Source organism: Microbispora siamensis (assembly GCF_016863095.1).
In the GTDB taxonomy this organism is placed as follows: Bacteria; Actinomycetota; Actinomycetes; order Streptosporangiales; family Streptosporangiaceae; genus Microbispora; species Microbispora siamensis.
This window is the reverse complement of record NZ_BOOF01000033.1, coordinates 34,580-47,045: the sequence shown is the minus strand read 5'-3', so window position 1 is coordinate 47,045 and position 12,466 is coordinate 34,580. Positions and strand designations below refer to the sequence as shown.

Here is a 12,466-nt window from a genome sequence, read left to right as displayed (position 1 = left end):
GCCGCGTCAAGACGGCCACAAGCGTGCGGTGGCACAAAGAGGCATCACCTCGAACATCGAAGGAGCGAAGGATGCCTCTCACCAACGACCTGATCGTCACCGGCGGCCACGTGATCGGCATGGACCCGGCGGTGCCGGACGGCCCGGCCGACGTCATCGTCCGCGACGGCGTGATCGTGTCGGTCGGCCCCGCCGCCGAAGCGTCCCCGGAAGCGGAGGTCGTGGACGCCTCGGGCTGCGTGGTGATGCCGGGCCTGGTCGACACCCACCGCCACACCTGGCAGTCCGCGCTGCGCCACATCGGGCTGGACTGGAGCCTGATGGACTACCTCGGAGCCGCGTTCCTCCAGCTCGGGCCGAACTTCCGGCCCGAGGACGTCTACGCAGGCACCCTGCTCGGCGCGCTCGGCGCGCTGGAGGCCGGGGTCACCACGCTCGTCGACTGGTCCCACATCCAGAACACCCCCGAGCACAGCGACGCCGCCGTGGCCGCGCTGCGCGACAGCGGGATCCGCGGGGTCTTCGCCTACGGCTGGCCCCAGGTCGACCCGCTCACCTGGGTGGGCGACCACAGCGACGCGGAGCTTCCCGCCGACGTCCGCCGAATCAGGGACGTGCTCCGCGACGACACCGCCCGCGTGACGATGGCCCTGGCGGCGCGCGGCCCCGAGATGTCGGCCCCCGCCGCCGCCCGGCGCGACCTGCTGCTCGCGCGGGAGCTCGGCCTGCGGGTCACCATGCACGTCGGCTCCGCCGACAGGGCGGGCAGCGTCGGATGGCTGCACGACGAGGGCCTGCTCGACGAGACGATCACCCTGGTGCACGCGAGCGCGACCGGCGACGACGAGCTGAAGGCCGCCGCCGACGCGGGCGTGACCGCGAGCGTGTCGCCGTTCATCGAGATGACCATGCCCGGGCTCGGCACGCCCGCGACCGGCCGGCTCCTGCGGGCGGGCCTCGTCACCGGCCTCAGCGCCGACACCGAAGTCGCCACCTCGGGAGACATGTTCACGCAGATGCGCGCGGCCCTGGCCCACCACCGGTTCACGCAGGACCCGGCGCCGCTGGCCGCCGCCGACCTGCTGCGCATGGTGACCGCCGACGGCGCCGTGGTGGCCGGGCTGTCCGCCGTCACCGGCAGCCTCACGCCCGGAAAGCGGGCCGACCTGATCGTGGTCGAGGCGGGCACCCCCGCCATGGCGCCGTTGCTGGATCCGCGCGCCGCCGTCGTCCTCGCCGGCCACCCCGGGCTGGTCCGCACGGTCGTCTGCGACGGCGTGGTCGTCAAGCGGGACGGCGTGCTCACCGGGCCGGTCGGGCGGGCCATGGACGCCGCGGCCGCGAGCCTCGCCCACCTCCGCGAGACCGTGCCCGCGCTCTCCGTCTGAGGGCTCAGTCTCGTCGGGATGATCGTGGCACAATCCCGGCATGGCGGTCATGTTCCGGGTGCTCGGCCCGGTCGAGGCGTACGTCGACGGCGTCTCCGTCGACCTCGGCGGGCCGCGGCCCCGGTTGCTGGTGGCCCGCCTGTTGATCGCCAGGGGCGCGACGGTGTCGGTGGACGCGATCCTCGACGACCTGTACGACGGCACGCCGCCGCCGCGCGCCCAGAGCACGCTGCACAGCTACATCTCCAACCTGCGCCGGGTGCTCGAACCCGGCCGTGCTCCCCGCACGCCCTCGTCCGTGCTCGTCAGCCGCCCTCCGGGGTACGCGCTCGGGCCCTATGAGGTGGACGCCGACGAGTTCGTCCGCCTGGCCCAGGCCGGCGAGCCGGAACGCGCCTTGGCCCTGTGGCGCGGTATGCCGTACGAGGAGTTCGGCGACGTGCCCTGGCTCCGGCCGGAGATCGAGCGGCTCGCCGAGGCGCATCTGGTGACGCGGGAACGGCTCCTGGCGGGGCGGGTGGGCGACCCGCACGTGGTGGGCGAGCTGGAGGCCCTGGTGGCCGCGCACCCCCTGCGCGAGGGGCTGTGGGAGCTGCTCGCCCGCACGCTCTACGCCCTGGGGCGGCAGGCGGACGCCCTTGAGGCGCTGCGTACGGCCCGGGCTCACCTGGCCGAGGATCTCGGCCTCGACCCCGGCCCGGCGCTGCGGCGCCTGGAGGAGGCGATCCTCACCCAGGACCCGGCCCTCGACGGCCCCGCCCCCGGCCGGCGGGACCCGGCGGCGCGGATGGAGGCAGCACAGGCCGGGGCAGCACGGGAGGACCGGCCGGAGCGGCGCGCCGTCGGCCGGGGGACGCAGCTCGACCGGCTCGACGAGCTGGCGCGGGAGCTGGTCCGGGGAGTGGCACGGCGCGCGCCGAGGATCGCGGTGATCTCCGGCGAGCCGGGGATCGGCAAGACGTGGCTGGCGGAGGCGTTCGCGGAGCGGCGGGCCGCCGAGGGCTGGCTGGTCGCCTGGGGCAGGTGTCACGAGACCTCCGGCGCGCCCGCGCTGTGGCCGTGGCAGCAGGTCGTCAGGGACATCGCCGCCCGGGTCCCCCCTTCCCCCGCGCAGGCCGCCGCCCTGCGGGTGCTGCTCGGCGACGCCGCCCCGGAAGACGACCCCGCCCCGGGGCCCGGACGGCCCGCCGAGGCGAGCGAGGCCCGGTTCCGGCTGCACCAGGCGACCGCGGCGTACCTGGAGACGGCCGCGGCCGACCGGCCGCTGCTCGTGATGATCGACGACCTTCAGTGGGCCGACAAGGCGTCGCTGGGCCTGCTGTCCGACCTCGCGTTGCTGCTGCGCGGCGCGGTCGCCATCGTGATCACCGTGCGGTCCGGCGAGGGTCCGGCCGCGGTGTACGACACGCTCGGCCTGCTCGGGCGGCACGACGCCCTCCGCCTGCCGCTCGCCGGGCTCGACCCCGCCGCGGTCGCCGAACTGTCGGGGCTGCGCGATGCGGCGAGCGTGGCGGCGCTCGCCGAGCGCACCCGGGGCAACCCGCTGTTCATCCGCGAGACCCTCCGCCTGGCCGAGGACCAGGGCTTCGAGAGGGCGCTCACCGGGGTGCCAGAGGGCCTGGCCGACGTCCTGCGCCGCCGCCTGCTCGGCCTGCCCGCCCGGCACCGCCCCGCCATCGACGCGGCGGCCGTGCTCGGCACAGGCGCGGACCGGCGGCTGCTGGCCGAGGTCGTCGCGGACGCCTCGGGCGCGGACGTGGACGAGGCGCTCGACGCCGCGACCGCCATCCGCATTCTGGACGAGGACCTGCGCTTCACCCACGACCTGGTCAGGGAGACCGTGTACGGCGACATCCCCCCGCGCCGCCGCGCGGGGCTGCACCTGGCCGCCCTCCGGGCGCTCGAACTACGGCCGGTGGCGGACCTGGCGGCCCTCGCCAGGCACGCGCTGGCCGCCGGGCCCGCCGCCGTGGCCGACGCGGTGCGCTGGGCCTCGGCCACCGGGGTGCAGGCGGCCGGGCGGCACGCGTACGAGGACGCCGCGCAGTGGTGGCGCCGGGCGGCCGAGGCGCACGGGACGCTGCCCGGCGCGGACCCCCGCGAGCACGTCGAGCTCCTGCTCCAGCTGGTGCGCGCGCAGCTCGCCGCCGGTCACGGCTTCTCGGCCCGGCAGACCCGGGCGGAGGCGGTGCTGGCGGCCGACAGGTCGGGCGACCCGCTGCTCGCCGCGCGGGCGCTGACCAGTCTGGACGCCCCGGGTTTGTGGAAGTTCTACACCTACGGCGACATCGAGCTGCACACCGTGCGGCGCATCGAGGACGCCCTCGCCGCGCTGCCGGAGGGGGACTCGGAACTGCGCTGCAGGCTGCTCGGGTGCCTGGGGATGGAACGTTACGACGGCTCGGCCGACCCCCGCTGCGACACCGCCACGGCCGAGGCGCTGGCGATGGCCCGCCGTCTGGCGGTCTCCGGGGAGGCCGGCCCGGAACTGCTGGCGATCACTCTGAACGCGCGGTATCTGGGCGTGCAGCTCCCCGAGTACATGGCGGAGCTCGACGCGATCGGCGAGGAGCTCACCGGGCTCGGGCTGCCCGGGTTCGAACTGCTCGGCTACATGATCAGGGAGCGGACCCGGATCGACCTGTTCGACATGGCCGGCGCCGACCGGGCCGCCGAGCGGGCGGGAGTGCTGGTCGAGCGGCTCGACCTGCCCTGGCCCCGGTTCCAGCACCTGATCTGGACCGGGACCCGGCGCCTGCTCGACGGCGACTTCGAGGGCGCGGGCAACGCGTACGCCGCGGCGGCCGAGGCCGGGGAACGGCTCAACCTGTGGCACACGAGCAGCACGCTCTCGTCGGCGCTGCTCACCCGGCACTTCGCGATGGGGGACTTCGACGGCGCCGAGGAGTTGATGGCGCACTACTCCCCCTTCCCCGCCCACCGGCAGGTGATGGGCGTGCTCATCGGCGACTGGCGGGGCGACCGCACGGCGGCCGAGGCGGCGCGTGAGCAGGGCTGGCACCCGCTGCCGCGCGACTTCGGCGAGCTGCCGGGACTGTGCCTGCAGGGCGAGGCCCAGATCGTCGCGGGCGACCACGAGGCGTGCGCCCGCACCTACCGCAGGCTCCTGCCGTACGAGGACAGGATCGCCTTCGGGGCGGGGACGTTCTGCGCCGGGCCCGTCGGCTACTACCTGGGCCGAATGGCGCACCTCGGCCGGGCGGCCGGGCCGGAGACGGCGCGGGCGCATCTGGAGGCGGCGCAGAAGCGCTGCGCGGCGAACGGGCTCACCTGGTGGGCCGCCCGCATCGCCCGCGAACGCGACCGGCTCGCGCGCTGACCCGGCGCGTCCGGCCTCAGCCCGCGGCCGGGGACGCCGCAGGCCGCGCCGCGACCACCCCGCCGCCGCGGCGATCCTTCCGTACGGCGTCGCCGCCGGGAGTGGGCCGCAAGTGGCCGTTGAGTGGCGGTGAAGGCGGCGGCTCCATCGTGAAGCCATGACAACACCGACGCAGACCCGGCGCCGACCGGGCGACCCCGCTCCCGACCTCGTCACGTTCCTCGTCTTCCACGCCGGCCTGCGGCGCGAGTTCGGCAGGCTGGCCGAGGTCCTCGACCGCTGCGACCCCCGCGACGAGCGGCGCCGCGGGATCGTCGACGAGCACCTCGCGCTGCTGCTGCGCGCCCTGCACCATCACCACACCGAGGAGGACGAGGCGATCTGGCCGCTGCTGCGCGGTCTCGTCCCGCAAGCCGCCGCGACGCTGGACCGGCTGGAGGCCGACCACCAGGAGATGGACACGGTCATCGGCAGGCTCTCCGGCGGCGGCAGGCCGGCCCCCGAGGTCGCGGCCGACCTACGCGCGCTCGACCGGTTGCTGAACACCCACCTCGACCTGGAGGAGTCCGAGGTCGTCCCGCTGATCAGGGAGCACGTCAGCGCGGCCTGGTGGGAGGAGTCGGGCAAGAAGGTCACCAAGAGCCACGGCCGCGATCTGCCGATGCTGGCCGCCTGGCTGCTCGACCTCGCCACCCCCGCCGACCGCGACCACATCTTCAGGACCGCTCCGGCCATCATGCGGATCCTCTACCGGCTCTCCTGGCGCCGCGCCTACGAACGCCGGGTCTCCCAGGTATACGGGTGACAGGTGTACGGGTGACCCGGCCGGCGGCCTCCGCCACGGCGGTGCGGAGGCCGCGCCCGGGGACCCCGGTCAGTCGCCGGGGAGGCAGACGGTGCCGGGCGGGGGCAGCGTCAGGTCCGTGAGATACCGCGTGGCGTGCCCGATCGCGCACCGGTTGCCGGAGAGGTAGAGCACGTGGCCGGGCCCGTGGTACCGCACGGTGGCCGAGCCGGGGACCCGCCGGACCAGGCTGTCGGTCCACGCGAAGTCGCCCCAGGTGCCCGCGCCGAGCAGCGGCGGCAGACCGCGGACCGGCAGGGGCCGGGACGGGTTCGCGATCGGCAGCGGCCACCCCGCGCAGCCGAGCGCGTCGGGGTCCGCGCCGCCGAAGTTCGGCGAGACCCTCCGTGCCTCGCGGCGTACCCTGACGTACTCCTCGTACCCGTGGTAGCCCCGGTCGTCGGCGCAGGTCATGCCGAGTATGAGGGGCATCGTCCAGACGCGGGCGTTGCCGAGGGCGGCGTCGGCGAAGCCCGAGCCGTCGCCGTGCCGGGCCTTGTCCACCGCCTCGGCGAACGCGAGCCATCGGGAGTCGCCGGGCCCGGGATCGGGGGCGAACCCGAACCACCGTAGGGAGGAGCCGGTCAGCTTTCCCCGGCCGAACCGCTCCGAGGTGACCGGGATCGGCGACCTGTCGGCCCGCGCGATGAGGTCGCGCCAGACCTTCCCGGCGTCCTCGCCGTGCAGGGCGCAGGGGGCGGTCTGCGCGCACCAGGCGGTGAAGCGGCCGAATATCCGCTGCAGGTCCCGGTAGCCCAGCAGGCTCTGGTTCGTCCAGCCGGCGGTCTGGTCGACCACGCCGTCCAGGTACATGGCGCGGACGCGTTCCGGGAACAGCCGTAGATAGGCCTCGGCCGGCACCCCTCCGGCGGACTCGGTCATGAAACTGAGCCGTGGCTCTCCCAGGGCCACGCGGATCGCCTCCGTGTCGCGGGCCACCGACACCGAGTCGAGCCTGCCGTACAGCCCGCTGCGGTCCTCGGCCCGGCACCCGCGGATGGCCGCGGCGATCGCCGCGGCCTGGGCATCGTACTCGGCCCGGTCGCGGGGCTCGGTCAGAGCCGGCACCGCCGGCTGCGCGCAGGACTCGGGCAGTTTGGCGGCGAGCCCGGTGTTGCGCGGATCGTAGGCGATGAGGTCGAAGCGCTCCCGGATCCCGGCGAGGTCGCCCGCCGCCTGTTCGATGTCCTCGATCCCGCTGTTGCCGGGGCCGCCGGGGATGTGCAGCACGCTGCCGATCCGGCGGGCGGGATCGGTGGCCGGCAGCCGCGCGATGCGCAGGGTCGTCGTCCTGCCGTCCGGATGCGCCCAGTCGAGCGGCACGTCGAGCGTGCCGCACCGCGTTCCCGCCGGGAACCCGCCCTCGGCGCAGGCCGTCCATTCGATGACCGGCCGGTCGCCCGCGGCCCGCGCCTGCGCCGGGACGAGCCCGGCCGTCATCGCCGCCGTCGCGAGCCCGGCGGCCACGAGTCGTGTTCTGCCACGCATGCGTCGTGCCCTCCTTCGGGTTGTGCCGTTCTCCCTCACGCTCGTCGAGACGCATGCCGGGCGAAATCCGAGAGGCCCCCCGATGGGGCGTAGGGACATCCCCCCGCGGGCAGGAGGGAGCGCCGGAACGGACAGTGCGCGATCATCGGGCACCTGCACGAGCGGGAACCGCGCCCGCCCGAGCGGACCGTATCCGCGGTACGACTACCGCCCGGCCGACGGCCCCACGAGGAAGCGGGTGATCGCGTCGTCGATGAGCGCCTCGCCCTGAGACATCGTGATCCGCCGGGACGTGACGAGCGCCGAGATGCCCTGAAAGGTCGCGGCCAGCAGCAGCGTCAGCCGGCCGACGTCGCCCGCGTCATAGGCGCCCGCTCCGACACCCGCGCTCATGATGCCGGTCATGGTGTCGAACAGGCGCTCCGCGGCGCTTAGGACCGCCTGCGACGGGGCGTCCACCTTCGCCGCGAACATGAGATCGAGCAGTGCCGGCTCCCTCACGGCGAACCTCACGTACGCCGAGGCCGCCGCATGAAGGGCGCGTGCGTGGTCGTCGGGCTCGCTCGCAGCCGCCTCGCGAATCTCGTCGGCGAGCCGGACGAAGCCCCGTTCCGCCAGCGCGTCGAGGAGCGCACTCCGATCGATGAAATGGCTCCGGGGGGCTCCATGACTGACGCCCGCCTCACGCGCCAGTTCCCGGAGGGACAGGGCGTCGATCCCACGCTCGCGCAGCACCGCCTCCGCCCGGTCGAGCAGCACGGCACGGAGATTGCCATGGTGGAAAGGCCGAGCGGTCACGACCTCATCGTACTGAATCTAGACATTGACTAGATACTAGACACTGTCTAGTCTGCGGGTGCGGCTCGCGCGATCCGACGACGCGGCCCAGCGATCGCCCCAGAGGAAAAGAGACCTTGAGATGAGCGAGCAGAACGTCGCACTGTGGCTGCCGAAGCGAGGCGCACGCTTCGAGGTGGGACCCGCCCCCTACACACCCCCGGGGGCGAACGAGGTCGTCGTCCGAGTGCGGGCGGTCGCCGTTAACTTCATCGACGGCATACCGGGCTTCCTGTATCGGGTGGTCATGCCCTGGCTGACCTTCCCGGCCGTGGTGGGCTCGGATGTCGCCGGCGAGGTCGTCGAGGTCGGCACAGGCGTCACGCGGCTACGACCGGGCGATCGCGTTGTCGGGCACGCGTTCGGCGTCGAGAAGTCCCAGAACCGCGCGGCGGAGGGCGCCTTCCAGCACTATGTCGTGCTCATGCAGCACATGGTCTCCCCGATTCCCGACTCGCTGTCCTTCGAGAGGGCCGCCGTGCTGCCGCTGGCGCTTTCGACCGCGGCGACCGGCATGTTCCAGCAGGACCACCTCGGGCTGGCGATGCCCGGCGCCGACCCCGTCGAGCGGTCGGAGACGGTGCTCGTGTGGGGCGGTTCGACGAGCGTCGGGAGCAACGCGATCCAGCTCGCCCGTAACGCCGGCTATCGCGTGGTGGCGACCGCCTCTCCGCGCAACTTCGACTACGTCAGGTCTCTGGGCGCGGCCGAGACGGTCGACCGCCGCAGCCCCGCCGCGGTCGACGAGATCGTGGACCGGATCGGCGACAGCCCGCTCGCCGGCACGCTCGCCATCGGATCCGGGTCACTCGCACCGGCGGTCGCGATCGCGTCCCGCACCACGGGCAGCAAGCGCGTCGCGTCGGCGCAGCCCGAGCGGCTCGTACGCATACGGCCCCCGTGGGCACGGCGACCCGGGGTGCGGGTGAGCGGGATCTGGGGCGGCACCCTCAAGGACAACGAGGTCGGACCCGCGATCTACACCGGCTTCCTCCCGGCCGCGCTCGCCACCGGCGCCTACCGGGCCGCACCGGACGCGACCGTCGTCGGCCACGGACTCGCCCGCGTCCCCGACGCGCTGCGGCAACTCCGGGGAGGCATCTCGGCGACCAAGCTCGTCGTCACCGTCTGAGCGCGCCGCCGCAGGCGTGGCGCGGCCCACCGGTCCTGAGCCGGAGCGGGCCGCGCGTCGATCGGCGAATGCGGATCTATGCCGGGGACGGGAACGGTCCCTAAGCTCTCCTGGAAATGGTGCGTTTATGGGTTCTCGGCCAGCTCCGGGCCGAAGTGGGCGGGCGTCCTGTCGATCTGGGGCCGCCGCTGCAGCGGGCGGTGCTGGCGCGCCTGGTCTGCGCCGGCGGGCACGTGATCTCCACCGACCGGTTCATCGACGACCTGTGGCAGGGCCAGCCCCCGCCGAAGGCGCTGGGCGCGCTGCAGGTCTACGTCTCCAACCTGCGCCGTCTCCTCGAACCCGGCCGCGCGCCGCGGACCCCGGCGAAGGTCCTGGTGACCGCTCCACCCGGATACGCGCTGCACCTCGACGCCGAGTCCGTCGACGCGTGGCGCCTCCCCACGCTCGTGAACACCGCGTCGGCCCTCCTCGCCGAGGGAGATCCGGCGGGGGCACTGCGGGTGGTCGACGAGGCCCTGGCGCTGTGGAGGGGGGCCGCCTTCGCCGAGTTCGGCGACGAGGACTGGGCGGTGCCGGAGGCGGCGCGGCTGGAGGAGCTGCGGGTCCTGGCGGCCGAGTATCGCGCGGAGGCGAAGCTCGCGCTCGGCCGGCATGCCGAGGTGGTGCCGGAGCTGGAGCGGCACGTCGCCGACCACCCGCTGCGTGAGGACGCCGTACGGCTCCTGGCCCTCGCCTACTACCGCTCCGGACGGCAGGCCGACGCCCTGGCGGCGCTGCGCAGGACTCGGGCCAGGCTCGCGGAAGAGCTGGGCATGGACCCGGGACCCGCCCTGCGGGCGCTCGAAGCCGGCATCCTCGCGCACAGCGAGGCCCTCGACGCGCCGAAGACCGTCACCGCGCCCGCATCTCCGGCCCTGCCACCCGCCGCACAGGCAGCGGCCGCGCAGTCGCCGCGTGCTCCGTCACCGGCCGCGCCGCCGCCCCGGGTGATCGGCCGTACGGCGGAGCTCGCCCGCCTGGTCTCGGCCGCCGGGCAGGCCGGGCACGGTTTTCGCGTGGCCTGGGTCGGCGGGGATCCCGGCGCGGGCAAGAGCACGCTGGCCGACGCCCTGCTGCGCCGTCTCGGCGACGAGGGCTGGCAGGTCGCGGTCGGCCGGTGCCCCGAGACCCTCGGCGGAGTGCCTCCCGCGTGGGCGTGGACCGAGGTTCTGCGGACACTGTTCTCCGCCCATCCCCCGGATCCCGCGACGGAGGCGCGGCTCGCGCCCCTGTTGAAGGAGGACTCCCCCGGTGCCGGTCAGTTCCGGCTCGCCCAGGCGGTGGGCGACTACCTGGAGAGCGTGCCGGGACCGCTGCTGCTCGTGCTGGAGGACGTGCACCGCGCCGACGACACGACCCTCGAGTTGCTGCGCCACCTGGGGGCCAGGCTGGCGGGCACCGCGATCCTGGTGGTCCTGACCCACCGGCCGTCCGAGGCCGGCGACGACCTGATGGCGACCGGAGCCGCCCTGGCCGTGCAGACGGCCGAGAACGTGACCCTGCAGGGGCTCGGGGAGGACGACGTCCGGCGCCTGCTGGTGGAACGATCCGGCATGGAGGTGGACGCCGGCACCGCCCGGACGGTCGCCGAGCGCACCGGAGGCAATCCGCTGTTCGTGGCCGAGACCGGCCGGCTGCTGGCGACCGAGGGGGCAGCGGCGGCGCGCTCGCTGCCGCCAGGGGTCCGCGACCTCATCCGCAGGCGGATCGCCCGTCTGCCCGCGACGGCGCAGACGACGCTGCGCAACGCCGCCGTCATGGGCCGGGACGCCGACATCGATGTGCTGGTCGCCGTGCAGGACGGCGACGAGGAGACCGTCCTCGACGGCCTGGAGGCGGGAGTGCTCGCCGGGCTGCTCACCGAGCCGGCCCCCGGCAGGGTCCGGTTCACGCACGTCCTGGTCCGCGAGACCCTCTACGAGGACATCTCCCGGCTGCGCCGTACGCGGCTGCACGCGAAGGTCCTCACCGCGCTGGAGCGGGTGCACCCGGGGGACGTCGGCGCGCTCGGCTACCACGCGCTCGCCGCCGCCACTCCGGCCACGGCGCGCGCGGCCGCGGAGTACGCACGCCGGGCGGCCGAGCAGGCGTCCGGCGTGTACGCCCACAGGGAGGCGGCGACCCTGCTCGAGGGCGCACTCGAGGCCCTGGACCTCGCGACCGAGCCCGCGGACGACCTCCGGCTGGACCTGCTGTGCCGCCTGGTCTCCGCGCAGGCGAGCGCGGGTGACCTCGTACGGGCGGCGGCCACGCGCAAGCGTGCCCTGGCGATGGCTCGGCGGCTCGGCGACCCCCTCGCCGTCGCCCGCGCCGCGGTCGCCAACGACGCGCCCATGATCTGGAAGAACGACCCCGCTGCCGACCCCAACCTCGTGGACGCGATCCGCTCCTGCCTGCCGGTCGTGGCCGGCGAACCGCGCTGCCGGCTGCTCGCCGCCCTGGCCTACGAGATGGGCGGTCACGACGAAGAGCTCGTGGCGACCGCGAGCGCCGAGGCCGTCGAGATCGCCCGCGGCCTCGGCGACCCTCGCCTGCTGTGCCTGGCGCTCAACGCGCGCTACTGGGCGACGTTCGTGCCGGGCCACCGCGACGAGCTGGAGGCGATCGGGCACGAGCTGCTGGAGATCTCCGCCCGGGACGGGCTGCTCGGCTACCAGACCGTCGCTCACCACGCGCTGAGCATGGTCGCGCTGGGGCGCAACGACTGGGCCACGGCCCAGACGCACGCCGCGCGGGCGGTGGAATACTCCACCAGCGGCCAGTTGGGCCTCGTCCTGGCCATCATCGCGTTCCTCGACGCCCTTCGCCTCCTGGTGGAGGGAGAGTTCGAGCAGGCCGAGGCGGCCTACACGGTGCTGTCCGGCCGGATGGGAGAGGCGGGGGGCCAGAACGACGTGGTCTTCGGGAGCCTGGCCCGGTTCGTCGTACGCCTCGCCTGTGGCCGTGCGCACGAGTCGGTGGCCGAACTGGCCGCCGCCCGCGAGGCCATCCCCGATGAGATCGACGAGTTCTACGTCGGCGCGCTGGTCGCCGCCGGGCGTCTTGAGGAGGCCCGGTCCGCCTGGCCGGACCGCTGGCCGACCCGGTGGGTCTATCACACGATCAACGTGGCGCTCCGCGCCGGCACCGCGATGGCCCTCGGCGCGCGGGAGGTGGCCGAGGAGTGCTACCGGCTTCTCCTTCCGTTCCGGGGTGAGATGGCCGGCCTGCACACCGTCGCGATCACGCTCGGCCCCACCGGCCTCGTGCTCGGGCGGCTGGCGGAGTTCCTGGGCGATCCCGCCGCGGCGGCGGAGCACTACGCCACGGCCGCGGCCGTCGCCGGACAGCTCGGCTCGCCGCACTGGCGTGAGGAGGCGCTGCGGGCGCTCGACACGGTGAATTCGTGAGGACAG

At 74.6% G+C, this 12,466-nt stretch carries 7 protein-coding genes; 5 read left to right on the top strand and 2 right to left on the bottom strand.

The genetic code is table 11. The features are described from left to right. The first annotated feature begins 71 nt into the window (after window positions 1-71). The 3 genes from Msi02_RS26935 to Msi02_RS26925 all read left to right on the top strand — a co-directional run bounded on the left by Msi02_RS26935 (window position 72) and on the right by Msi02_RS26925 (window position 5,533). The gene (locus Msi02_RS26935) at window positions 72-1,388 is read left to right on the top strand and encodes an amidohydrolase family protein (RefSeq protein WP_204050851.1); all 1,317 of its coding nucleotides are present in this window, start codon (window positions 72-74) and stop codon (window positions 1,386-1,388) included. Window positions 1,389-1,428: 40 nt separating this feature from the next. Further along, on the top strand, window positions 1,429-4,728 hold the full coding sequence (locus Msi02_RS26930; protein WP_204050850.1) for an ATP-binding protein: 3,300 nt from the start codon (window positions 1,429-1,431) through the stop codon (window positions 4,726-4,728). Between the two features lie 157 nt (window positions 4,729-4,885). After that, a complete protein-coding gene (locus Msi02_RS26925) occupies window positions 4,886-5,533 on the top strand; it encodes a hemerythrin domain-containing protein (protein WP_204050849.1) in 648 nt (215 codons plus the stop codon). A 69-nt stretch (window positions 5,534-5,602) separates the two neighbouring features. Here Msi02_RS26925 and Msi02_RS26920 read toward each other — a convergent pair whose 3' ends face one another. Further along, complete coding sequence (locus Msi02_RS26920; RefSeq protein WP_204050848.1) at window positions 5,603-7,060, bottom strand: alpha/beta fold hydrolase; 1,458 nt, start codon at window positions 7,058-7,060, stop codon at window positions 5,603-5,605. Between the two features lie 204 nt (window positions 7,061-7,264). Then, a complete protein-coding gene (locus tag Msi02_RS26915) occupies window positions 7,265-7,858 on the bottom strand; it encodes a TetR/AcrR family transcriptional regulator (protein ID WP_204050847.1) in 594 nt (197 codons plus the stop codon). Between the two features lie 121 nt (window positions 7,859-7,979). Here Msi02_RS26915 and Msi02_RS26910 point away from each other — a divergent pair, with 121 nt between their 5' ends. Both Msi02_RS26910 and Msi02_RS26905 read left to right on the top strand, forming a co-directional pair. After that, window positions 7,980-9,029 carry a zinc-binding alcohol dehydrogenase family protein gene (locus tag Msi02_RS26910; protein WP_204050846.1) on the top strand — a complete coding sequence of 350 codons (1,050 nt, stop codon included), beginning with the start codon at window positions 7,980-7,982 and terminating at the stop codon, window positions 9,027-9,029. Between the two features lie 116 nt (window positions 9,030-9,145). Beyond that, window positions 9,146-12,460, top strand: a complete 3,315-nt coding sequence (locus tag Msi02_RS26905; protein ID WP_204050845.1) for an ATP-binding protein — start codon at window positions 9,146-9,148, stop codon at window positions 12,458-12,460. Window positions 12,461-12,466: the final 6 nt, after the last annotated feature.

Coding starts and splice junctions, on each gene's coding strand:
- Msi02_RS26920 (WP_204050848.1), bottom strand. CDS start 7,060: ATGCGTGGCAGAACACGACTCGTGGCCGCCGGGCTCGCGACGGCGGCG.
- Msi02_RS26930 (WP_204050850.1), top strand. CDS start 1,429: ATGGCGGTCATGTTCCGGGTGCTCGGCCCGGTCGAGGCGTACGTCGAC.
- Msi02_RS26905 (WP_204050845.1), top strand. CDS start 9,146: ATGGTGCGTTTATGGGTTCTCGGCCAGCTCCGGGCCGAAGTGGGCGGG.
- Msi02_RS26935 (WP_204050851.1), top strand. CDS start 72: ATGCCTCTCACCAACGACCTGATCGTCACCGGCGGCCACGTGATCGGC.
- Msi02_RS26925 (WP_204050849.1), top strand. CDS start 4,886: ATGACAACACCGACGCAGACCCGGCGCCGACCGGGCGACCCCGCTCCC.
- Msi02_RS26910 (WP_204050846.1), top strand. CDS start 7,980: ATGAGCGAGCAGAACGTCGCACTGTGGCTGCCGAAGCGAGGCGCACGC.